Raw genomic sequence first — 22,821 nt, forward strand, 5'->3', positions numbered from 1 at the left:
GCGAAACAAGCGAGACAAGCGATGCTCAGCCATTAGCTGGGTTGAGGGCAAGTATGACCGTACAAGAGAAAGATTCATCGCAGACGAACTCGGCCGTCGTCGCCGACTACAAGGCCAGGACGGGCAAATCGGCGGCTCTGTTCGAGCGCGCCCACAAGGTGCTGCCGAGCGGCATCACCCACGATGCGCGCTACCTCGACCCTTATTCGATCCACGTGTCGCGCGCCGCGGGCCCGCGCAAGTGGGACGTCGATGGCAACGAGTATGTCGATTATTTCGGCGGCCACGGCGCCATGCTGCTCGGCCATTCGCATCCCGCGGTCGTCGAGGCGGTGAAGCGACAGATCGAACTCGGCACGCATTATGGCTCCAGCCATGAACTCGAAGTGCGCTGGGCCGAGCTGGTGTGTGAGCTGACGCCCTGCGCCGAGCGTGTGCGCTTCACCGCGTCGGGCACCGAGGCCTCGCACATGGCGATCCGTCTCGCCCGCGCCCACACGGGCAAGGACAAGATCCTCCGTTTCCTCGGCCACTTCCACGGCTGGCACGATCATGTGACGGCCGGTGCCGGCGCGACCTACGACGGCGGCACGACTCCCGGCGTGCCGCAGGAGGTGAGTTCGCTGTCGATCGTCATGCCGAGCAGCGACGTCGCCGCCGTCGTGAAGGTGATCGAGGAGCGCGACGATATCGCCGCCGTCATGTTCGAACCGTCGGGCGCGTCGTGGGGGCAGGTGCCGCTGCCGCCGGGCTTCATCCAGGCGGTGCGCGATGCGACGACGAAGAAGGGCGTCGTCATGCTGATGGACGAGGTCATCACCGGCTACCGCTGGTCCTCGGGCGGCGCGCAGAAGGCGTTCGGTATCACGCCGGACCTCTGCATCCAGGCCAAGATCGTGGCCGGCGGCCTGCCGGGCGGCGCGGTTTCGGGCAAGCGCGAGATCATGGACCGCATCGATCATGTCGCGACCGCGGCCCGCAAGATCGAGCGCATTCTCCATCCCGGCACCTTCAACGCCAATCCCCTGTCGGCCGCCGCGGCGGTCACCGCGCTGTCGCTGGTGCGCGACGAGGACCTCGCCGAGAAGGCCAACAAGACGGCGGCCGAACTGCGCGCGGCGCTGACCGAGGTGCTGGTCCAGGAAGGCGTGCCGTGGGGCATCTACGGCCAGAGCTCGACCTTCCTGATCTATCCCAATCCGTTCGGCGATCCGATCGATCCGGCGACCTTCGATCCGCTGAAGGTGCCGATCGAAAAGCTCAAGGGCGCGCGCGCCGCGGGGCCGCTCACCGGCAAGATCCGCATGGGCCTGATGACCCATGGCGTCGACGTCATGGGCTCGCCCGGCGGCTTCGTCTCGGCCATGCACGGCGGCGCCGAGATCGAGAAGACGGTTCACGCGCTCCGCCAGACCGTTCGCGCCCTCAAGGCCGAACGCGAAGTGAAGGCGGCTTAGGCGGCTGGGGGCGCGCCACTCCAGTCGCGCGTCTTCGCTGCTGAAACAATGATCGCGCCACTTAAGAGCGGAGGTTACTCCGCTCGCAGTGGCGCGCCCCCTGCGGGAGATTTGACGATGTACGGAATGACCAAGCCCGTTCACGCGACCGAGTTCACGCGGCTGCCGGACAGGTTCCGCAAGCCTGGGCGCACGTCGTGGGGCGATGCCAATGCGGTCGGGCAGTTGCTCGATTCCTTCCTGGAAGGGCCGAGCTTCGACCGCGCGGGCAATCTCTACGTCACCGACATTCCGTTCGGGCGCATCTTCCGAATCTCCCCGGCGGGCGAGTGGACGCTGGTGACGCAGTATGACGGCTGGCCGAACGGGCTGAAGATCCACAAGGATGGCCGCATCTTCATCACCGATTACAAGCGCGGCATCGTCCTGCTCGATCCCGACACCGGCACGGTGACGCCGCTGCTCGAGACGCGCGGATCGGAGAGCTTCAAGGGCGTGAACGACCTGTTCTTTGCCCAGAACGGCGATCTCTATTTCACAGACCAGGGTCAGACCGGCCTGCACGATCCGACGGGGCGCGTCTATCGCTACGATACGGCAGGCAAGCTCACGATGCTGGTGAACACCGTGCCCAGCCCCAACGGGCTGGTGATGAACAAGGCCGAGACCGTCCTCTATGTCGGCGTCACGCGCGGCAATGCGGTGTGGCGGCTACCGCTGATGGGCGACGGCACGGCGAGCAAGGTCGGCCTGTTCATCCAGATGAGCGGCGGCCATGCCGGTCCCGACGGCATGGCGCTGGATGAGGAGGGCGGGCTGGTGATCGCCCATCCGAGCACCACGGCCTGGCGCTTCGATGCGCTCGGCCGGCCGACGCACCATGTCGAATGCGGCGACGACATCTACTGCACGAACGTCGCCTTCTCCGGCCAAGATCTCTATGTCGTGGTGTCGCGCCGCAGCGAGAAGGTGGAGGCCGGCACCATCCTCAAGGCGACCATGCCCGTGCCCGGCAAGGCGATGTTCTCGCACGCCTAGAATATATCTACTATTTGGCGATCGGGTCGTAGCCGTAGTCGAAGGTCAGCTCTTCGCCCTTGGAAACGCGGCGTATGGACCACGCCTCGACCATCCAGCGATCGTGGATCTGGAGCATCCGCCATTCACAGTTTGGCTCCGGATCGTGGTTGATCAGGGAGATATGACCGATCGCGACAAGGCCGCGTCGGGAGTTGAGAGGATGGTCGAAGTAGTTCCCGTTCAGGACAGTCTCGGTGACATGCCTGATGTCCCGCCCGGGCAGCTCCCAGGTGAAGCAGTCATCGATTTTTGTGCGCGGAGCGATGTCTGAGCACGCGGTGAGCCCAAGGCCACGACCGGGGATCGCCGTGACCCGATACGGTCGGACGGTGAGAGGGGTTTTAAGGCGCTTCACGTGCTGGCGGCTTCCGGAACTCTAGGGACTCGCAAAGGGCTCACTTCTTCCCGAACAGCCGCGTGCGGATAATGAGGTGGCAATACTCGATCACCCTGTGGCCGATCAAGTGTTCGAAGCACCCCAGACGCTGAATCCCCGCAGACACAGCCATCGGTGGCTCCGGAGTAGCAATGGCCGTGCCGGTCGCCGGCAAGAGCCTGTATAGTCGGGCGCGATGATCACCATCGGAAAGCTTGAACCGTCCGATCGCGCACAGTGGGAAGTGCTGTTCCGCGGCTACATGGATTTCTACGAGCGCACGCTGCCGCAGGCGATGTACGACCGCGCCTGGAGCGAATTCGCGAAAGACACGCGCATGCACGCGCTGGGCGCCCGGCTCGACGGACGCCTGGTCGGCATCACGCACTTCCTGATCCACGCCAACACCTCGTCCGACGATGTCTGCTACTTGCAGGACCTGTTCACCTCGGCCGAGGTGCGCGGCAAGGGCGTGGCGCGGGCGCTCATCCAGGCGGTCGCCGATTGGGCCAAAGCGCAAGGCTGCCCGCGGCTCTATTGGCAGACGCAGGCCAGCAACACGACCGCACGGCTGCTCTACGACAAGATGGCCGTAAACCGCGGGTTCATTCGTTACGACATCGAACTGACTTAGCGCTTCACCAATCAGCCTCATCCTGAGGAGGCGCGAAGCGCCGTCTCGAAGGATGGACAACGAATGTTGTGTGCGTGCCCACCCTTCGAGACGCGGCCACTGGGCCGCTCTCAGGGTGAGGTCTGTTTGGAATCTAGCGCCGGCCCTTGCCGATGTAGGCGATGGCCTCGATTTCGACGAGGATTTCGGGCGCGGCGAGGGCGCTCACCTCGACCAGGGTGGAAGCCGGGAAATCGCCGGTGAAGAATTCGCGCCTTGCTTCCCAGACCTTGGTGTTGTTGGCGATCCGGGTGAGAAAGACCGTGATCTTCACCACGTCGGACATGGCGCCGCCGGCGGCTTCGACCAGCGACTTGATCTTGCCGAAGATAACCTTGGTCTGGGCGTATTCGTCCATCTTGCCCAGCGCCTCGGGATCGGCGCCGCGCGCGGTCATGCCGGAAACATAGGCGACGCCGTCGACCACGAGGCAGTTCGACCAGCGCTCGGGCGGAGGCTCGGCGACGTCGGGTGAGATCACGCGGCGGATGGTCATGGCGTCTCCTTGCGGTTACCCGGGTTTCGCCCCCGAAGACTTCACGACCGGCGTCCATTTGTCGATCTCGGCCTGGATGAAGCGCGTCACCTCGGCCGGCGTCATGGTGCTGCCCTCGGCGCCGATCTCTTCCCAGCGTTTGATAACGGCAGGCTCCTTCAGCACGGCCTGCATCTCGGTCGCCAGGCGATCGACGATCGGCTGCGGTGTCTTCGCCGGCACGGAGATGCCGAACCAGGAATAGGAAATCAGGTCGGGATAGCCCAGTTCCTTCATCGTCGGGACGTCGGGAAAGGCGGGGCTGCGTGTCTCGCTGCTCACCGCCAGGGCGTTCACCTTGCCGGCCTTGATGTGCGGCGCGGCCGAGGGCAGCGAATCGAACATCACGGGCACGGTGCCGGCGATCGTGTCGATCATGGCAGGCCCGGCGCCGCGATAGGGCACGTGGACCATCTCCGCGCCGATCACCTGGGCAAGCCGCGCGCCCAGCAGATGGTTGCTCGAACCGGCACCCGAGGTCGCGTAGGAGAGCTTGCCCGGATTGGCCTTGGCGTAGTCGACGAACTCCTTGAAGGTCTTGGCTTGGAAATTCGGATTGGCGACCAGCACGCTGGGATTGGTCGAGGCGATGGAGACATGGATGAAGTCGCCCATCGGATCGAAGTCGCCGCCGCCGTAGAGCGTGGGCGAGATCGACAGGCCCGAGATCACCGACATCAGCAGCGTGTAGCCGTCGGGGGCTGCCTTGGCGACGAGGGCCGTGCCGACCATCGCGCCCTTGCCGGGCTTGTTGTCGACGATGATGTTCTGGCCGAGTTTCTGGCCGAGATACTCGGCCACCATGCGGGCCACCACGTCGGTGGTGCCGCCGGGCGCGTAGGGCACGACGAGCTTGATGGGCTTGCTGGGCCACGGCGCGGTCTGCGCGGCGGCAGGAGTGGCGGCAACGGCGAGCGTCGCGACGACGAAGGAGCGGCGGTTGAGCATGCACGGAGTATACTCGGGCGATGAGTGATCCCAAGGTTCTGTTCTCCGCCCTTTTCGAACCGCGACGTGTCGCGCTGATCGGTGCCTCGTCGGATGTCACCAAAACGACATCTCGGCCCCAGCGCTTCCTGCGCAAGCACGGCTTCACCGGCGAGATTTTGCCCGTCAATCCGTCGCGCAGCGAAATACTGGGCGAGCCGGCCTACAAGGATCTCGACGCGATCCCGGGCGACATCGACCACGCCTACATCCTGCTGAACGGCGCGGCCGCGGTACGCGCGCTGGCCGATTGCGGCCGGCGCGGCGTCAAGGTCGCGTCGATCCTGGCCGGCGGCTTTGCCGATGCGGGTGCGGCCGGTGCCTCGCTGCAGGACGAGCTGGCGAAGGTCGTGCGCGAGACCGGCATCCGCCTCGTCGGTCCCAACAGCATCGGCACGGTCAGCACCGATCCCGCCATGGCGCTGACCGCCAATGCCGCCTTTGCCGTGGAGAACTTGCGCAGCGGCGACTGGGCCGTCGTCAGCCAGAGCGGCAGCCTGATCGGCGCGCTGCTGTCCCGCGCCGATGCGCGCGGCATCGGCTTCTCGCGGCTGATCTCCGTGGGCAACGAGGTCGACCTCGCCGTCGGCGAGATCGCGGATCTGCTGGTCGACGATCCGAAGACCAAAGCCATCCTGCTGTTCATGGAAACCTTGCGCGACGGCGAGCGTCTGGCGCGCGCGGCGCGCCGGGCGCACGAAGCGGGCAAGCCGGTGATCGCCTACAAGCTCGGCCGTTCCGACATCGGCCAGGAGCTCGCGAAGTCGCATACCGGCGCCATTGCCGGTTCCGATGCGACCTTCGATGCCTTCTGCCGCCGACACGGCATCGCCCGCGTCTCGATGTTCGAATCGCTGATCGACGTGCCGTCGCTCCTGGTCGGCCACGCAAAGTCGAGGAGCGGCGGCCGACGCGTGGCGGTGGCGACCACCACCGGCGGCGGCGCGGCCATGGTGGTCGACAGCATGGCGATGGCCGGTCTCGACATTGTGGGCCCGCCGAAGAACCTCGTGGAATGGTTGCAGCCGCTTGGCATCGCCGCCGGCGACGGCAAGCTGGTCGATCTCACCTTGGCCGGTGCCAAGCCCGAGATCGTGGCGGGCACGATCGAGCGGCTGCTGGCCGACGAGGGCAACGACGCGGCGATCTTCGTGGTCGGCTCCTCCGCGCAGTTCAATCCCGAGCTCGCCGTCGAGCCGTTGCTGCGCTTTGCCGGATCGGCGAAACCGTTCGCCGTGGCGCTGACGCCGTCGGCCGAGACGTCGCTGGCCCTGCTGACGGCGGCCGGCGTGCCGGCCTTTCGCCATCCCGAATCCTGCGCCGAGGCGATGGCGCTCTGTCTTCTGCGTACGCCGCCGCAGCCCGTCCCGCGTGTTGCCGAACCGTCGATCGACGCGCTTGCCGCGCTGGAAGCCGGTCGTGCGTCCGGCTTCGACGAGCGCCGTGCCGCCGACTTCTTCGCGGCCCTCGGCGTGCCGATGGCCAGGTCGACGACCGTCCCCGATGCAAGGCGCGTCGCGGCGGCGGTGAACGAAGTCGGCACGCCGGTCGTGCTGAAAATCCTCTCCGTCGACATCCCGCACAAGACCGAAGCGGGCGGCGTGGCACTCGGCATTCCGGACGGCCAGACAGCCGCCGTCGCGGCGCGCGAGATCGAGAAGCGCGTGAAGGCCCACGCGCCCGGCGCGCGGCTGCAGGGCTTCCTGGTGCAGAAGATGGAGCGCGGGCTCATCGAAGTGATCCTCGGCTACCGCCGCGATCCGCTCGTGGGTCCGACCATCACTGTCGGCCTCGGCGGCGTGCTGGCCGAGATCTACAAGGATGCCACGACGCGTCTCGCGCCCGTCGACGAAGCCGAGGCGATGCAGATGATTGCTGAAGTGAAGGGGCTGGCGACCATCCGCGGCTATCGCAACCTGCCGAGGGGTGACGTCGCCGCCCTCGCGAAGACCATCGCCGCGTTCTCTGCATTGGCCCACAGGCTGTTCGCCGATGTGGCGGAGGCGGAGATCAACCCGCTGCTGGTGAAGCGCGAAGGTGAGGGTGTCGTCGCCGTCGATGGGCTGGTCGTGTTGGGCTCACCCTAGAAATCCCGTCGTCTCGACCGCAGCACCTAAGGTGCGGAGCGGAGAGATGACGGATTGTTCAGTTAACAGAGGGCCGGTCCATGAGCTGGCGGAAATCGTCGAGCACGAAATAGGTGCTCTGCAGCCGGTCGATCTCGTAGGGGCGGTTCATCGCCACGGTCGCATCGAAGGGGACCCGTTCGACGCCGTCGCCCTCGATCGCGTGCTTCACTTCGGCGGCCGAAGACAGGATGCCGGCGCCATAGGCCTTCATCCCCTGAGGCGTGCGGATCAGGCCGAACTCGACGGTGAACCAGTAGAGGCGTGCCAGCAGATGGACGTTGGGCCCGGCCTCGACACCGCGACGGCCGTACTCCTGCATGTAGTCGGCGAACACCGGGTTGGTGAGCAGCGGCACGTGGCCGAAGAAGTCGTGGAACAGGTCGGGCTCAACCAGATAGTCGATCTCCTCGCGCTTGCGAATCCACACCGTCACCGGGAAGCGGCGATGGGCGAGATGGTCGTAGAACGCCGCATCGGGGATCAGTCCGGGCACGCCAACGATGCGCCAGCCCGTGAGCGGCTCCAGCCGCGCATTGACCGCCGCGAAATCAGGAATGGTGTCGCCCAGGCCGATCGCCTCGAGCCCCTCCAGGAACTCCGTGGAGGCATATCGTTCGGCCAGGGCGCGCTGGCGTTTGACCAGCAGGCGCCACACCGCCTGGTCCTCGTCGGAATGCAGGTCGGGATGCTGCGGCACCGTCCAGTCCGGCGCCATGCCGGCATAGTCGCCACGCAGGTTTTCAAGGGGTGAGGTGTTCATGCCTTGAATATGGGGCCGCCCGGCTGGTGAATCCCTGCGAAGTTGGGCTTCGAAGCAGTCGAATTCAGGGATATCATCTCAGATGCGCGACGATATGAGAGATTATCACCATGATAGAGCTGGATGACATCGATAGACGCATCGTCGCCACCCTGCAGGCCGAAGGCCGGATGCCGATGGTGGATCTCGCGGATCGGGTGGGCCTGTCCCCGACCCCCTGCCAGCGCCGCGTGAAGCGGCTGGAGGAAGAGGGGGTGATCGAACGCTATGCCGCTCTGGTCTCGCCGCCGGCCCTAGGGCTCGCCCTGCAGGCGATGGTGCAGGTGACGCTCGACGATCATTCGGAGAAGACCGTCGAGGCCTTCGAGGCGGCGATCCGTGCGCGCCCCGAGGTGGTCGCCTGCTATGCCGTGACCGGCGACATGGACTTCCTGCTCCATATCTTGGCGCCAGACCTCGCGAGCTTCAGCGAGTTCGCCATGAAGGCGCTGCTGCGCATGCCCGGCGTCCGGGGCACGCGCTCCTCCTTCATCATGCAGGCGGTGAAGAGCGACCTCGTGTGGGCGCCTCAGCCGCCGGCGAGGGTGCGCAAATAGACCGGCCGGTCGATGTTGCCGCCGCTCAGGATCAGGCCGACGCGCTTGCCCGCCATGCGTTCGCGCTCCTGAAGGAGCGCCGCGAGTGCGGCGGCGCCGGCGCCTTCGGCGAGCTGGTGCGTGTCCTCGTAGTAGGCCCGCATCGCCGCGCCGATCTCGGCGTCGCTGACCTGCACGATGCGGTCCGCCCCTTTCAGGATGACCTCGAGCGCTTCCGCGTCAGGGCCGCGCACCGCCATGCCGTCGGCCATCGTGTCGGCGCTGTTGGTCGGCACGACCCTGCCGGCGGCGAAGGACAGGGCGTAGGCCGGCGCCTCGGTCGAGACGACCCCGACCACCTTGGTCCCGAGCCCGAGCGCGTCGCGCACCGCGATGGTGCCGCAGATGCCGGAGCCCAGCCCGATCGGCACGTAGACCGTGTCGAGCGGCGGAGCCGTGCGGAAAAGTTCAAGTGCATAGGAGGCGACGCCCGCCACCAGGTCCCGATGGAAGGACGGCACCATCGTTAGGCCGCGCTCGCCGGCCAGCTTGATCGCCACTTCCCTTGCGGCGTCGAAATCGCTCCCGGCCTCGACGAGTTCCGCCCCGAAGGCACGCATGGCGGCGTTCTTCTCGACCGAATTGCCGTGAGGCACGACGATCGTGGCGGCGATGCCGTTGCGCGCCGCCGCCAGCGCGATGCTCTGGCCATGGTTGCCGCGGGTCGCGCTGACGACGCCGCTGGTGTGGGGCGACCTGCGCTTCAGGCGGTCCATGTAGACCAGCCCGCCGCGCACCTTGAAGGCGCCGGTCGGCGTGTGGTTCTCGTGCTTGATCCAGGTCTCGCAGCCCGTCCGCCGGGCGAGCAGGGGCCACGCATATTGCGCGGTGGGCGGCATGGCGTCCTGCACGATGGCGGCAGCCCGCTCGATCTCGTCGAGAGACAACATGGTCCTACTCTGGTCTAAGATGGTTGAGGTTCCAACCGGAGTACCCCATGCCTGTCCTGCCGCGTACACTTGAAATCCAGGGCGAGATCTCGGCGATCCGTCGCGACATCCATGCCCATCCCGAACTCGCCTTCGAGGAAAACCGCACCTCCGACGTGGTGGCGGCCAAGCTGGAGGAATGGGGCCTTGAAGTGACGCGCGGCCTGGGCAAGACCGGCCTGGTCGGTACCCTCCGCAAGGGCAATTCGCTGAAGTCGATCGGGTTGCGCGCCGACATGGACTGCCTGCCGATGGACGAAGTCAACGATTTCGCGCACCGGTCGACCAATCCCGGCCGCATGCATGCCTGCGGCCATGACGGCCACACCGCCATGCTGCTGGGCGCCGCCAAGGTGCTCAGCGAGACGCGGAACTTCGAGGGCGCCGTCCACTTCATCTTCCAGCCGGCCGAAGAGGGCGGCGGCGGCGCCAAGGTGATGATCGAGGATGGGCTGTTCGAGAAGTTCCCCTGCGACGCCGTATTCGCGATCCACAACAAGCCCGGTGTCCCGGTCGGCCATATCGTCACCAAGGGCGGTCCGCTGCTGGCGGCCGCCGATCGCTGGGACATCCGCATCACCGGCAAGGGCGGTCATGCCGCCCATCCGCATTCGACGCTCGATCCCATGGTCGTCGGCGCGAACATCGTGATGGCGCTCCAGACCATCGTCTCGCGCAACATCGATCCGATCGATTCGGGCGTCGTGACCGTCGGCTTTTTCCATGCCGGCTCGGCCTACAACGTCATTCCGGGCGATGCGCATATCGGCGGCACCACCCGCACGACGACGCCCGAGAACCGCGCGCTGGTGAAGCGGCGCATCGACGAGATCTGCGAGGGTGCCGCCCGGATGCACGGCGTCAAGATCGAGGTCGAGCACAAGCCGGGCTATCCGCCGACGGTGAACGACGTCGAGCAGGCCCGCTTTGCCGCCGATGTGGCCGCCGGGGTCTGCGGCGAACATGCAGTCCAGGACAATACACGCCCGAGCATGGGCGCCGAGGACTTCTCCTACATGCTGGAGAAGGTGCCGGGCGCCATGGTGTGGCTGGGCAACGGCGGCGGTCCCGGGACGGTCAGCCTGCATAATTCCCGCTATGACTTCAATGACATGGCCATCCCGTTCGGCGTGAGCTTCTTCGTGCGCACCGTCGAGCGCTTCCTCGATCCCAAGGCGGCCTAGAGAGACGGGCGCGGACGAATCAAATGGAATTCTTCCGCGTCTATGGCCGTGTGATCGGCCTGCTCCGTGCCGAGAAGGGCCTCGCGATCACGCTGGCCATCGCGAACATCGCGGTGGCCGGCCTGCAATTTTATGAGCCGGTGCTGTTCGGCAAGGTGATCGACCTGCTGAGCACCGCGCGAGACCGGCCGGTCGACCTCCTGTGGCGCGATGCGCGCGAGATCCTGGGCCTGTGGGCGCTGGTCGGCATCGGCGGCATCGTGGCCAACATGGTGGTCTCGCTGCAGGCCGACCGGATGGCCCATCGCCGCCGGCTGGGCGCGATGGCGACCTATTTCCAGCATCTGCTGATGCTGCCGTTCTCGTTCCACAATGCCCAGCATTCCGGCCGGCTGATCAAGATCATGCTGACGGGCGTCGACAACCTGTTCGGCATCTGGCTGTCGTTCTTCCGCGAGAACCTGGCGACCCTCGTGGCGCTGTTCGTCATGCTGCCGCTCAGCCTTTTCATGAACTGGCGGCTGGGCCTGCTACTGCTGGTCCTGATCCTGTTCTTCGCCGTGACCAATGTCTGGGTCGTGAGTCGCACCGACCGGCTGCAGAAGGAGGTCGAGGACCTGCACAGCGAACTGGCGGGCCGTGCGGGCGACGCGCTGGGCAACATCAGCCTCATCCAGAGCTTCGTACGGCTGGGCGCCGAGACCAGCGAAATGCACCGCATCATCGGCCAGACGCTGCAGGCGCAGTTCCCGGTGCTGAACTGGTGGGCGCTGCTGTCGGTGATGACGCGCGCGGCTTCGACGGTCACCGTGATCGCGATCTTCGTGCTGGGCACCTGGCTCTATACACGGAATGAAGCGACGGTCGGCGAGATCGTGAGCTTCATGGGCTTCGCTACCATGCTGATCGGGCGCATGGACCAGGCCTCGGGCTTCGTCAGCCGCATCTTCTTCCAGATGCCGTCGCTGGGCGATTTCTTCCGCGTGCTGGATTCGCAGTCGAGCGTGCCGGACAAGCCCAACGGCATCGACATCGGGCGCGCCAGGGGCGATGTCGAGTTCGACGACATCAACTTCTCCTACGACGGCAAGCGGCCGGCCCTGGTGCATTTTTCCCTCAAGGTGCCGGCCGGCGCGACGGTGGCGTTCGTCGGCCCGACGGGTGCCGGCAAGAGCACCGCGCTGTCGCTGCTGCACCGCATGTGGGACGCCCAGTCGGGCATAATCCGCATCGATGGCGTCGACCATCGCGACATCAAGCTGGAATCGCTGCGCCGGAACATCGGCGTGGTGTTCCAGGACAGCACCATGTTCTACCGCTCGATCGCCGACAATCTGCGCATCGGCAAGCCCGACGCCACCCAGGCCGAGCTGGAGGAGGCCGCCAAGCTGGCCGAGGCGCACGACTTCATCATGCGCCAGCCGCAAGGCTACGAGACGCTGGTCGGCGAGCGCGGCACCACCCTGTCGGGCGGCGAACGCCAGCGCCTCGCGATCGCCCGTGCCCTGCTCAAGAATCCGCCGATCCTGATCCTCGACGAGGCGACCAGTGCACTCGACTCGGTCACCGAGGCCCGCATCCAGAAGGCGCTGAAGATCCTGATGCAGGGTCGCACGACTTTCGTGATCGCCCATCGCCTGTCGACCATCCGCGATGCCGATCAGGTCGTCGTGTTCGAACACGGGCGGGTCGTCGAGCAGGGCGGCTATCAGGCGTTGCTCGCGCAGGGCGGTGCCTTCGCCCGGCTGGTGGCGACGCAGCAGGCTGGCATAGAATCTGCCTGATATCCCCTTGGCGGGCGTGAAATGTCCGCCTAAGAGTCGCCGACAGGGAATTCAGGGGGATCAAGAAGATGAGCAAACTCGCCAAGATTCTGGGCGGTGCAGCGGCCGTCGCGCTCGCCCTGGGCAGCCTGCCGGCCAATGCCCAGACGGCGATCAAGTTCACCCTGGACTGGGTCTTCCAGGGCCCGACCTCGCCGTTTCTGGTGGCGCTGGAGAAGGGCTACTACAAAGCCGAGGGGCTCGACGTCACGATGGACCCCGGCCAGGGCTCGGCCGGCGCGGTGCAGCGCGTGGCCACGGGTGCCTACCAGATCGGCTTCGCCGACGTGAATTCGACCATCGAATACAATGCCAAGAACCCGGGCAAGGAAGTGCTCTGCGTGTTCATGGTCTACGACTTCGCGCCGTTCGGCGTCTATGCGCTGAAGAAGAGCGGCATCAAGACGCCGAAGGACCTCGAGGGCAAGAAGCTGGGCGCCCCGGTGTTCGACGCCAGCTTCCGCCTGTTCCCGGCCTTCGCCAAGAAGAACGGCATCACAAAGTGGGAGCACGTCAACCTGACGCCCCAGCTGCGCGAGCAGAGCCTGGTCCAGGGCACGGTCGACTTCATCTCCGGCCACTATTTCTCGTCGATGCTCGACCTCAAGGCGCGCGGCGTGGCCTTCGAGGACATCGTGGCGATGCGCTTCGTCGACTTCGGCATGGACGTCTACGGCAACGGCATCGTCATCTCGGCCGACATGATCAAGAACGAGAAGGCCGTGAAGGGCTTCCTGGCCGCCACGGTGAAAGGCTGGAAGGACGTCATTGCCAACCCGCAGCTCGGCATTGCCGCCGCCAAGAAGCGCGATCCGCTGATCGACGAGAAGCTTGAAATGGAACGTCTCCAGATCTCGCTGGAGACCAACATCCTGACGCCCTACGTGAAGGCCAACGGGATGGGCGACGTCGACCCCGCCCGCTTCGCCCGTGCGGTGAAGGACGTGTCCGAGGCCTTCGGCCTGCCGAACGCGCCGGCGCCCGACAAGGTGTTCAGCAACGCCTACCTGCCGCCCAAGGCCGACCGGATGGTCGCCAAGTAGAATCAAACACCTCCCCCGTCACACGGGGGAGGTGCCCGAAGGGCGGAGGGGGAAAGCCAAACCATGAATGTCGCTGTCGAGACGATCATGGCGTTGCTCTCCCCCTCCCTGGCCCTCCCCCGTAAGACAGGGGAGGGGAGGATTTAAATGGCCTTCGTCGATCTCCAGGGCGTCAGCCTCACCTACCGGCTGGGCAAGGACACCACACTGGCGCTGGCCGATGCGACATTCGGCATCGAGAAGGGCGAGTTCATCGCCGTCGTCGGTCCGTCGGGCTGCGGCAAGTCCACCATCATGAAGCTGGTCACGGGCCTGCTGCCGCCGTCGGGCGGCGAGGTGCGGGTGAACGGCGCGAAGGTGACGGGACCGATCAAGGGCGTCGGCATGGCGTTCCAGAATCCGACCCTGATGCCGTGGCGCACGACCATGAACAACATCCTCCTGCCCATGGAGGTGGTCGAGCCGCACAAGCGCCGCTTCCGCAGCCATCGCGCAGAGTATGTCGAGCGCGCGATGAAGCTCCTCAAGACCGTCGGCCTCACGGATTTCGCCGACAAATATCCCTGGCAACTCTCGGGCGGCATGCAGCAGCGCTCGAACCTGTGCCGCGCGCTGATCCACGAGCCCGAGCTCCTGATGCTCGACGAGCCGTTCGGCGCGCTCGACGCCTTCACGCGCGAGGAGCTGTGGGGCGTCATGCAGGCGCTGTGGCTCGAAAAGCGCTTCACCGGCGTGCTGGTGACGCACGACCTGCGTGAGGCGGTCTATCTCGCCGACACGGTCTATGTGATGAGCCGCCGGCCCGGCCGGATCGTGCTGGCCAAGAAGATCGACATCCCGCGGCCGCGTACCCTGGAGACGACCTTCGAGCCGCACTTCGTCGACCTCGTCCACGAGCTGCGCGACCGCATCCACCAGGAGCATGCGCCATGAGCGACCTGCGGCGCGAGGCGCTGAGGCATGCCATGCCGTGGCTGGTCCTGGCGGGGCTGCTGATCGTCTGGGAGGTCTGCTGCATCGTCTTCCAGGTGCCCGAGATCATCCTGCCGAAGCCGACCAAGATCTTCGCTGTCTTCGTCCAGCGCTTCGACATCCTGATGGCCTATTGCTGGGACACGCTGTGGACCACGACGATCGGCTTCCTGCTGGCGATTGCGTTCGGCCTGCTGCTCGGCCTCGCGGTCGGCGCCTCGCCCTTCATCTATTCCGGCCTCTATCCGCTGCTGATCGCCTTCAATGCGATCCCGAAGGTGGCGATCGTGCCGATCCTGATGATCTGGGTCGGCGTCGGCTCGCTGCCGGCGGTCATTACCGCCTTCGTGATCAGCTTCTTCCCGATCGTGGTGAACGTCGCGACCGGGCTTGCCACCATAGAGCCCGAGATGCGCGACGTGCTGCGCAGCCTCGGCGCCACGCGCTTCGAGATCCTGACCAAGGTCGGCATTCCGCGCGCCATGCCCTACCTGTTCGCCAGCCTCAAGGTGGCGATCACGCTCGCCTTCATCGGCTCGGTGATCTCCGAGACGGTGGGCGGCAATAACGGCATCGGCTTCCTCATGCTGTCGGCCAGCGCCCGCAACGACGCGCCCACGACCTTCGCCGGCCTGTTCGCCATCGCCATCATGGGCGTGGCCATGTACGCGGTCTGCGCCATGGTCGAGAAGCGCATGACCCGCTGGGCCTTCCGGGGCGAGATCGTCGCCTAGCGCTCCATCGCGCAGGGGCTAGGCGAGAAGAAACAGTCTGGCACCGCGTGGCGCATCGTAATAGATGACATCCCCTTCGCGCCTCCAGGGGATCAACATGCTCGCGTGCGGACTGGATTTCGGAACGTCGAACTCGGCGATCGGCGTGATGCGCAACGGCGTGGCCGAGCTGGCGCCCATCGAGGCGGACAACACGCTGATGCCCAGCGCGGTGTTCTTCGATTACGAAACCAAGGGCCGGGTCGTGCTCGGCAATGCCGCCATCGCGGCCTATGTCGATCAGACCGAGGGCCGGCTGATGCGGGCGCTCAAGTCGATCCTGGGCTCGCCCCTGATCGACGAGGAGACGAGCCTTGGCGGCCGCAAGGTGCCGCTCACCCATGTCGTCGAGATCTTCGTCCGGAACCTGAAAGCCAAGGCGGAAGAATTCGCCGGCCAGGAGATCGCCTCCGTCGTGCTGGGCCGGCCGGTGCGTTTTGTCGACGACGACGACCAGGCCGATGCGCGCGCGCAAGCCGTGCTGGAACGTGTGGCGCGGCAGGCCGGCTTCCGCGAGATCGCCTTCGCCTACGAACCCATCGCCGCCGCCCATCACTACGAGCAGACCGTAGCGCGCGAGGAGCTGGTGCTGATCGCCGACATCGGCGGCGGCACGAGCGACTTCTCGACCGTGCGTGTCGGCCCCGAGCGACGAGGGCGGGCGGATCGCAGCAGCGATGTGCTGGCCAGCACCGGCGTGCGTATCGGTGGCACGGATCTCGACACCGCGCTCAGCCTCGCTTCGGTGATGCCGCTGCTGGGGCTCGGCACGCAGCTCGTGAAGAAGAACTTGCCGATGCCGAACGCGCTCTTTCACCAGCTCGCCACCTGGGCGACGATCAACTTCGCCTACACCTACAGGAACGAGCGCGAGGTGGCCGAGCTGGCGTCGCTGGCCTGCGAGCCCGAGAAGGTCTCGCGGCTCCTCAAGCTGCTGCAGCAGGGGCTGGGTCATCGCCTGGCCTTCACCGTCGAGGATGCCAAGATCGCGTTGAGCGAAGAGGATCGCGTTGCCATTCCGCTCGCGTTCCTCGAAGCGGGCCTGTCGGCCATCGCGACTCGCCGCGCGTTCGACCAGGCCATCGGCACCGCGACGGACCGGCTTTGCGAGGCGGCGGGCGCCTGTATCACCGCCGCCGGCCTGACGCCGGATGCGATCGAGACGATCTTCCTCACCGGCGGATCCAGCCGCGTGCCGGCCGTGCGCCAGTCCGTCGCGCGGGCAGCCCCGGCCGCCCGCATCGCCGGCGGCTCGGACCTCCTCTCGGTCGCGCTTGGTCTCGCGCAGATGTCGGGTCGCAAGTGATGTAATCCACCTCCCCATTCAAATGGGGAGGTGCCCCGGTCTTCGGGGCCGAGGGGTCATCGGTCGCATGAAGGGCATGACCCCTCCGTCGCGTAAGACGCGACACCTCCCCATCTGAATGGGGAGGCTAAGACTTAAGCCTGCGAATCGAAGAAGGCGTCGGCGTCGTCGGTTTCGACCAGGCGGCCCTTGCGGATTTCGAGGAATCGCGTGGCCACGGTGCGCGTGAAGAAGCGGTCGTGGCTCACGAAAATGCACGACACGTCGCTCTTCTCGAGCTGCTCCTCGAGATCTTCCTGGCCCTCGATGTCGAGATGGTTGGTCGGCTCATCGAGCACGTAGAAGTTCGGCCGCAGCAGCTTCATCTTCAGGAACACCAGCCGCGCACGCTCGCCGTGGCTCAGCACGCCGATCGGTTCCTTCAGGCGCACGAAGGCGAAGCCCGCGCCGGCAAGGTGGCGGATCGCTTCCTTCTCGGTCACGCCCTCGGCCGAGGCCACATAGTCGAGGATCTTCATTCGGACCGGCAGCCCGCGCATCGTCTGGTCGAAATAGACCAGGCGACAGGCCGGATTGAAGCGCACGGCGGCCTGTCCGTCATAATGCTCGCGGCCGGGCTCGTAGGCAGCCGCCAGCGCGGCCAGCAAGGTCGATTTGCCGGTGCCGTTGGTGCCGAGCAGGGCGACGCGCTCACCGGCGGCAAGGGCCAGCCGGTCGATACCGATCAGCTTGCGCCCCGACCCCGGCACGGTGATGTCGAGGTTCGACAGGCGCAGCGCCACCTTGGCGTCGATTTCGCCGTCGGCCAGTTCGAGCCGGCGTTCGCGCGCGACATAGGTCTGGGTGCGCTCCTTCTCGATACGCGCGATGCGGCTCTCGACGGCGTTCTTTCGCTTGTTGAGGTCGGGGTTCTTGACCGCCCAGACCTTGTAGCGCGCCGCCGCCTGTTCCAGGCGCTTGATCTCGCGATCCTCCTGCCGCGCCCGCGCCGCCGCTGTGGCGTCGCGGCGCAGCAGCTCCTCGCGCGCGATCGAGAAACGCGTCTTGAAGGCATGGACGCCGTCGGCGCGCAGGAACAGCGTGCGTTCGGTCACGCGATCCAGGAACTCTCGGTCGTGACTGACGATCAGCATCGGCACGGAGAACTCGTCCGTCAGCCAGCGTTCCAGGGTGTTGATGTTGGCGAGGTCGAGATGGTTGGTCGGCTCGTCGAGGATCAGGATGTCGGGTTCCTCGAGCCGTGCCGCCGCCGCGATCAGCATCAGCCGCTGCCAGCCGCCCGAGAGCGTGCCGAACGGCTTGTCGAGAATCTCCGGATCGACGCCGATCTCGTCGACCAGCACGTCGATGCGCCAGTCCTCGCCGTCCTGGCCGACTTTGGTGAGCGACCGGCCAAGAACCTCACGAACAGAATGTGCGGCGAGGCCTTCGGGCACATCCTGCGGCACCTGACCGATGCGCAGGCCACGTGAGCGGGTCACCTGGCCGGCATTGAGCTCGAGCGCGCCCGTGAGGCATTTCAGCAGGGTCGACTTGCCGGCGCCGTTCTCGCCGACCAGCGCCGTGCGCGCATCGTCCAGCAGGAACGACACGTTCTCGAAGACGCGGCCCGAGCCGTAGAAGAAAGAGGCCTGCTCCATGCCGAGCACGGCCTGACGCGACGCCATCGTCCATCCTGACGCGAAAGGGACCGCGCGTTTACCACCGCGGGGCGTCAGGAGCCAGCGGTCGCCTTGCTACACCAGCGCGCCGTCGCGGGCGACGATCCGCCCGGCCTTGACCACCAGGCTGCGGCGCTTGCGGGTCGCGACGGCTTCGGCGAGCGTGGTCGCCTCGACCGTCACGAAGTCCGCAGGCCCGCCGACCTTCAGCCCGTAATCGGTGAGGCCCAGAACGCGCGCCCCCGCTGCGGTCACCATGTCGAAGGCGAGTGCCAGTTCCTCGTCGTGGCGGAAGTTGGCGCGATAGCCGATCAGCATGGCCCGCTCCAGCATGTCGCCGTTGCCGAACGGCGACCAGGCATCGCGGATATTGTCGGAGCCGCCGAACACCTCGACGCCATGCTCGCGTAGCAGCTTGAGCGGCGGAATGGTCGCGCCGCCCGGCCCATGGCTCATGATGGCGACGGCGGCTCGGGCGAGCGTATCGGCGGCGCGGGTGACGCGATCGGTGGAGACCGAGCCCAGGGCGAAGGCGTGGCTGACCGCGACCTTGCCCTGCAGGCCCGTCGCTTCGGTGCGTCTGGCGATTTCGAGAATCTGCGACAGCCCGGCTTCGCCGCCATCGTGAAGATGGATGTCGACTCCGACACCGCGGCGGCTGGCGATGGCGAAGATGGCATCGAGATGGGCATCGAGGTCGCCGTCGATGCCGACCGGATCGAGGCCACCCACGAGATCCGCACCCTGCGCGATCGCCTCGTCGAGCAGCTCCTGCGTGCCGGGGGAGCGCAGGATGCCGCTTTGCGGGAAGGCCACGATCTCGATGGTGACGAGATCGCGAAAATGCTCGCGGATCTTCAGGACTTCGTGGAGGTTGCGGAGCCCGAGCTGGTTGTCGATGTCGACATGCGTCCGCATGTGCAGCGTGCCGCTGGCCACGACCTGGCGCACCAGGTTCGAGCCGGTGTCGAATTCCGGCACCGTACGTGCCGCGCGCACGCGGCGCTCGGCCTCGATGCGGTCCGAAACCTTGTTGCCCGCGGATTGATTGGGCACCCACGGCAGCCCGAGCAGGGTCTTGTCGAGATGGATATGGCCGTCGACCAGCGGCGGCAGGACGATCGTTCCCGTCAGATCGACGGTGTCGCCGTCGGGAGCCTTCGCCGAAGCCGGGAGGAGGGCGGCGATCCGCCCTCCCTCGACCTCGATATCGTGCCGGCTGCCGTCTGGCAGCGTGGCGTTGGTGAAGCGCACGCCTCTGCTCGCCTTACTTGGCGGCCGTCGGGCCGCCTTCCTTGCGGGTGAGGTCCACCGCTTCGCGCGCGGCCTTGGCCATCAGGGCGGCGTCGTTGGCGATGGTGACGAGCTGGAAGCCCTTCTGGACCATCTTCGCGGCGTAGCTGCCGGTGCCGTTGTGCAGGCCGGCGAACTGGCCACGCTTCTTGGTGGCGGCAAGCAGCTTGTCGTAGATCTCCAGGATCTGCGGCTCCTCGCGGTCGAGCATCGGCTTCAGGCCAAGCGACAGGCCAAGGTCTGACGGGCCGATATAGATGCCGCTGATGCCCGGCACGTCGAGGATGGCGTCGATATTGTCGATCGCTTCCTGCGTCTCGATCATCGGGATGACCAGCACTTCGTCGTTGGCCATCGCCTGGTAGGGCGTCGCCTCGCCATAGGCGCCGGCGCGGATCGGGCCGTTGGAGCGCTTGCCCTTGGGCGGATAGAGCGCATAGGAAACCAGCGCCTTGGCTTCGGCGGCCGTGTTGACCATCGGGCAGATCACGCCCCAGGCACCGCCGTCCAGGACCTTGCCGACGATGCCGGGCTCGTTCCACGGCACGCGCACCAGCGGCGTGATGGGATACTTGTCCATCGCCTGGAAGCAGCGGACCATCGAGAGGTAGTCCTGCACGCCGTGCTGCATGTCGACGGTGACGCTGTCCCAGCCGCATTGCGCCATGGTCTCGGCGGCGAAGCCATCGGGGATCGCCAGCCATCCATTGACGCAGGCCTTGCCGGCCTGCAGCCGACTCTTCAGCATGTTCGACATCGATGCGTTTCCTCGTCATTTGAGAACGGGGGAGTTTACACAGCGCCGGAGGAATGCGTGACGCTTTTGTCGCTGCGGGCGGGCCGGCTGGCCGTGGATCTGGCGCCGGACGCCGGGGGCTCGATCGCACGCTTTGCCGTCGAGGGCCCCGGCAAGGATGAAGGCGACCTGCTGCGGCCCGCCACTGATGCTGCGCTGGCTTCGGGAACCGGTATGGACACGGCCTGCTATCCGTTGGTGCCGTATTCCAACCGCATCGCGAACGGCCGTCTCGGATTCGACGGCGACCTGTTCCAGCTGGCGCGCAATTGGCCGGGGATTCGCCATCCCATGCATGGCGATGGATGGCGGCATGCCTGGCAGGTGCTCCACCACGAGCGTACCCGCGCGGAACTCGTCTATGTGCACGAGCGCGGGGTCGCGGGCGTGGACTGGCCGTTCCGCTATCGCGCGCGGCAGGTCCATGTGCTCGATGAGACGGGTCTGACCGTCGAGCTCTCGATCGAGAACCTCGAGGACCGCGATGTGCCGGCAGGCCTGGGCCTCCATCCTTTCTTCGTGTGCGATGCCGATACCGAGCTCGCTTGCCGTCTCGCAGGCGTATGGCGCACCGATGCCGAGGTCCTGCCGCTGCAACGCGTGCCGGTGCCGCCCGAATGGGAGTTCTCGCGCTCGCGCCGCGTCGAGGGGATGGGGCTCGATCACTGCTTCGACGGCTGGGACGGCGAGGCCACCGTCACCTGGCCGCAGCGCGGCCTTCGGCTCGTTCTCACGGCGACGGAGGCATTTCGTCATCTGGTGATCTATGTTCCCGACGGCCAACATCATTTCTGTGTCGAGCCGGTCAGTCACGCCAACGGCGCGATCGGGCAGACGCGGCTCGCTGCCGGCGCCACGCTCGGCGGCGAAATCACTTTCCGGCTGGTCCAGATCTAGAGGAGTGTCATGCCGCCCTTCGCTTCCTATCCCAGCCTCTCGGGCCGTACCGTCTTCGTCTCCGGCGGTGGGTCCGGCATCGGCGCTTCGATCGTCGAGCATTTCGCGGCGCAGGGCGCGCGCGTCGGCTTCGTCGACATCGACGAGGCCTCGTCGACGGCGCTGGTCGAGAGCATCCGGGCGGCCGGCCATCCTGCACCGCTGTTCGTGCCCTGCGACATCCGCGATGTCGCCGCCTATCAGAGCGCCATCGAAGGCGTCGCGGCCAAGCTCGGCACCATTACGGTCCTGGTGAACAACGCTGCGCGCGACGATCGCCACACGCTCGACCAGGTGACGCCGGACTTCTGGGACGAGCGCATGGCGGTCAATCTGCGCCATGCGTATTTCGCCATCCAGACGGTGGCGCCGGGGATGAAGAAGGCGGGCGGCGGCTCGGTCGTGAACTTCAGCTCGGTGAGCTACCACACGATGACGCCCGACCTATCCGTCTACCAGGCGGCCAAGGCCGCGGTGATCGGCATGACACGTGGCCTCGCGCGCGATCTCGGCGGAGACGGGATCCGCCTCAATGCCGTGACGCCCGGCTGGATCATGACCCAGCGCCAGCTCGATCTCTGGGTGACGCCGGAAGCCAAGGCGGCCCAACTCAGCGCGCAGTGCCTCAAGGAGCTGCTCTATCCACCGGATATCGCGCGCATGGTGCTGTGGCTGGCGTCCGACGACAGTCGCATGGTCACGGCGCAGGATTTCGTCGTCGACGGGGGCCGCGTGTGAACACCGCCACGATTGCTACGCTGCCGAGACGCTTCTTCGAGTGGTGGGTCGGCCTGTTCCGGCACCTGCTTCCCCCGACCTGCTATTTCTTCGTTGCCTTCAACCTGATCGTCTTCATGACCAATCTGCTGGCCCGTGACTACTGGTTCAACCTCAGTAGCTTCCTGTTGGCCAGCACGATGGCGCTGATCGTCGGGAAGGTGGTGCTGGTCGTCGACAAGGTCCGCATCATCGACAAGTTCCGCGGCGCGCCTCTGATCCAGCCGATCCTGTACAAGACCGTCTTCTATTCCCTCGTCGTCCTGGTCGTGCGCTTCTTGGAGGAGGTCCTGGACGTTGCCTTCGAGGCGCATAGCCTTGGCCAGATCGTCCAGATGGTGCTGGTCGACTTCACCTGGCATCGCTTCATTGCGGTGCAGGTCTGGATCTTCGTGTGCTTCCTGCTCTACGTGACCGCCAGCGAACTCAATGCGCTGGTCGGCGACGGCCAGCTCAGGCGTCTCTTCTTCCATCATCGGTCGTCGGAATATCGCCTCACCCGCCGCCAGCATATCCGTGCGCTGATGGAGATCAGCCGGCTGGCGCGCGACACGCCGCGCGACCGGTTGCTCGATCCCACGACGCCGCAAGGCAGCCGCCTGGCCGAGCTGATCGACCGCCTGCGCCGCCGCAACGCCTGACGGCGGCCATTCCGCAACATGGTGTCCGTTGCGCATTGCCGGTGGATTGAACTGG

General features: G+C 66.3%; 22 protein-coding genes. 14 read left to right on the forward strand and 8 right to left on the reverse strand.

Annotated elements, in window-relative coordinates; genetic code table 11:
- Window positions 1–53: 53 nt before the first annotated feature.
- On the forward strand, window positions 54–1,457 hold the full coding sequence (locus tag ACQY78_RS22535; protein WP_428678962.1) for an aspartate aminotransferase family protein: 1,404 nt from the start codon (window positions 54–56) through the stop codon (window positions 1,455–1,457).
- 111 nt (window positions 1,458–1,568) lie between these two features.
- Window positions 1,569–2,495, forward strand: a complete 927-nt coding sequence (locus ACQY78_RS22540) for an SMP-30/gluconolactonase/LRE family protein (protein ID WP_428678964.1) — start codon at window positions 1,569–1,571, stop codon at window positions 2,493–2,495.
- Window positions 2,496–2,505: 10 nt separating this feature from the next.
- On the opposite strand, the gene ACQY78_RS22545 is transcribed toward ACQY78_RS22540, so the two are convergent.
- A complete protein-coding gene (locus ACQY78_RS22545) occupies window positions 2,506–2,892 on the reverse strand; it encodes an SET domain-containing protein-lysine N-methyltransferase (RefSeq protein WP_428678967.1) in 387 nt (128 codons plus the stop codon).
- A 217-nt stretch (window positions 2,893–3,109) separates the two neighbouring features.
- Between ACQY78_RS22545 and ACQY78_RS22550 the strand changes: the two genes are divergently transcribed.
- Window positions 3,110–3,547 carry a GNAT family N-acetyltransferase gene (locus ACQY78_RS22550; RefSeq protein ID WP_428678970.1) on the forward strand — a complete coding sequence of 146 codons (438 nt, stop codon included), beginning with the start codon at window positions 3,110–3,112 and terminating at the stop codon, window positions 3,545–3,547.
- A 133-nt stretch (window positions 3,548–3,680) separates the two neighbouring features.
- On the opposite strand, the gene ACQY78_RS22555 is transcribed toward ACQY78_RS22550, so the two are convergent.
- Both ACQY78_RS22555 and ACQY78_RS22560 read right to left on the reverse strand, forming a co-directional pair.
- Window positions 3,681–4,082, reverse strand: a complete 402-nt coding sequence (locus ACQY78_RS22555; protein ID WP_428678973.1) for a RidA family protein — start codon at window positions 4,080–4,082, stop codon at window positions 3,681–3,683.
- Window positions 4,083–4,097: 15 nt separating this feature from the next.
- Complete coding sequence (locus ACQY78_RS22560) at window positions 4,098–5,069, reverse strand: Bug family tripartite tricarboxylate transporter substrate binding protein (RefSeq protein ID WP_428678976.1); 972 nt, start codon at window positions 5,067–5,069, stop codon at window positions 4,098–4,100.
- Window positions 5,070–5,089: 20 nt separating this feature from the next.
- Here ACQY78_RS22560 and ACQY78_RS22565 point away from each other — a divergent pair, with 20 nt between their 5' ends.
- Window positions 5,090–7,195 carry an acetate--CoA ligase family protein gene (locus ACQY78_RS22565; protein ID WP_428678979.1) on the forward strand — a complete coding sequence of 702 codons (2,106 nt, stop codon included), beginning with the start codon at window positions 5,090–5,092 and terminating at the stop codon, window positions 7,193–7,195.
- Between the two features lie 58 nt (window positions 7,196–7,253).
- On the opposite strand, the gene phhA is transcribed toward ACQY78_RS22565, so the two are convergent.
- Window positions 7,254–7,997, reverse strand: coding sequence for a phenylalanine 4-monooxygenase (gene phhA, locus ACQY78_RS22570; RefSeq protein ID WP_428678981.1), 744 nt, complete (start codon window positions 7,995–7,997; stop codon window positions 7,254–7,256).
- Window positions 7,998–8,107: 110 nt separating this feature from the next.
- Between phhA and ACQY78_RS22575 the strand changes: the two genes are divergently transcribed.
- Window positions 8,108–8,593 (forward strand): Lrp/AsnC family transcriptional regulator, encoded by a 486-nt coding sequence (locus ACQY78_RS22575; protein WP_428678983.1) that lies wholly within the window; start codon window positions 8,108–8,110, stop codon window positions 8,591–8,593.
- Here ACQY78_RS22575 and ACQY78_RS22580 read toward each other — a convergent pair.
- A complete protein-coding gene (locus tag ACQY78_RS22580) occupies window positions 8,566–9,522 on the reverse strand; it encodes a threonine dehydratase (protein ID WP_428678985.1) in 957 nt (318 codons plus the stop codon). The genes ACQY78_RS22575 and ACQY78_RS22580 overlap by 28 nt on opposite strands.
- A gap of 47 nt (window positions 9,523–9,569) precedes the next feature.
- Between ACQY78_RS22580 and ACQY78_RS22585 the strand changes: the two genes are divergently transcribed.
- The 6 genes from ACQY78_RS22585 (at window position 9,570) to ACQY78_RS22610 (ending at window position 16,662) form a co-directional block, all read left to right on the forward strand.
- Window positions 9,570–10,745 (forward strand): M20 aminoacylase family protein, encoded by a 1,176-nt coding sequence (locus ACQY78_RS22585; RefSeq protein ID WP_428678988.1) that lies wholly within the window; start codon window positions 9,570–9,572, stop codon window positions 10,743–10,745.
- Between the two features lie 23 nt (window positions 10,746–10,768).
- The gene (locus ACQY78_RS22590; RefSeq protein ID WP_428678990.1) at window positions 10,769–12,529 is read left to right on the forward strand and encodes a glucan ABC transporter ATP-binding protein/ permease; all 1,761 of its coding nucleotides are present in this window, start codon (window positions 10,769–10,771) and stop codon (window positions 12,527–12,529) included.
- Window positions 12,530–12,597: 68 nt separating this feature from the next.
- Entirely contained in the window at window positions 12,598–13,611 is a 1,014-nt protein-coding gene (locus ACQY78_RS22595; RefSeq protein WP_428678993.1) for an ABC transporter substrate-binding protein, read from the forward strand.
- Between the two features lie 147 nt (window positions 13,612–13,758).
- Window positions 13,759–14,544, forward strand: a complete 786-nt coding sequence (locus tag ACQY78_RS22600; RefSeq protein ID WP_428678996.1) for an ABC transporter ATP-binding protein — start codon at window positions 13,759–13,761, stop codon at window positions 14,542–14,544.
- Window positions 14,541–15,317: an ABC transporter permease gene (locus tag ACQY78_RS22605; protein ID WP_428678998.1), complete on the forward strand. Its 777-nt coding sequence runs from the start codon at window positions 14,541–14,543 to the stop codon at window positions 15,315–15,317. The genes ACQY78_RS22600 and ACQY78_RS22605 overlap by 4 nt, the downstream gene beginning before the upstream one ends.
- Window positions 15,318–15,414: 97 nt before the next feature.
- Complete coding sequence (locus ACQY78_RS22610; protein ID WP_428679000.1) at window positions 15,415–16,662, forward strand: Hsp70 family protein; 1,248 nt, start codon at window positions 15,415–15,417, stop codon at window positions 16,660–16,662.
- Window positions 16,663–16,796: 134 nt separating this feature from the next.
- Here the strand turns inward: ACQY78_RS22610 and ACQY78_RS22615 are convergent, their stop codons facing one another.
- The 3 genes from ACQY78_RS22615 to ACQY78_RS22625 all read right to left on the reverse strand — a co-directional run bounded on the left by ACQY78_RS22615 (window position 16,797) and on the right by ACQY78_RS22625 (window position 20,373).
- Window positions 16,797–18,329, reverse strand: a complete 1,533-nt coding sequence (locus ACQY78_RS22615) for an ABC-F family ATP-binding cassette domain-containing protein (RefSeq protein WP_428679003.1) — start codon at window positions 18,327–18,329, stop codon at window positions 16,797–16,799.
- A gap of 69 nt (window positions 18,330–18,398) precedes the next feature.
- Entirely contained in the window at window positions 18,399–19,577 is a 1,179-nt protein-coding gene (locus ACQY78_RS22620) for an amidohydrolase family protein (RefSeq protein WP_428679006.1), read from the reverse strand.
- Window positions 19,578–19,590: 13 nt separating this feature from the next.
- A complete protein-coding gene (locus ACQY78_RS22625) occupies window positions 19,591–20,373 on the reverse strand; it encodes an HpcH/HpaI aldolase family protein (protein ID WP_428679008.1) in 783 nt (260 codons plus the stop codon).
- A 57-nt stretch (window positions 20,374–20,430) separates the two neighbouring features.
- Here ACQY78_RS22625 and ACQY78_RS22630 point away from each other — a divergent pair, with 57 nt between their 5' ends.
- From ACQY78_RS22630 to ACQY78_RS22640, 3 genes are read left to right on the forward strand one after another with little or no spacing between them, the layout of a single operon-like run.
- Window positions 20,431–21,309 (forward strand): aldose 1-epimerase, encoded by an 879-nt coding sequence (locus ACQY78_RS22630; RefSeq protein ID WP_428679009.1) that lies wholly within the window; start codon window positions 20,431–20,433, stop codon window positions 21,307–21,309.
- 9 nt (window positions 21,310–21,318) lie between these two features.
- On the forward strand, window positions 21,319–22,086 hold the full coding sequence (locus ACQY78_RS22635; RefSeq protein ID WP_428679012.1) for an SDR family NAD(P)-dependent oxidoreductase: 768 nt from the start codon (window positions 21,319–21,321) through the stop codon (window positions 22,084–22,086).
- Entirely contained in the window at window positions 22,083–22,766 is a 684-nt protein-coding gene (locus tag ACQY78_RS22640) for a hypothetical protein (RefSeq protein ID WP_428679015.1), read from the forward strand. Before ACQY78_RS22635 ends, ACQY78_RS22640 begins: the two co-directional genes overlap by 4 nt.
- The last annotated feature ends 55 nt before the right edge of the window (window positions 22,767–22,821 follow it).

The organism is Reyranella sp., from assembly GCF_965279625.1.
In the GTDB taxonomy this organism is placed as follows: Bacteria; Pseudomonadota; Alphaproteobacteria; order Reyranellales; family Reyranellaceae; genus Reyranella.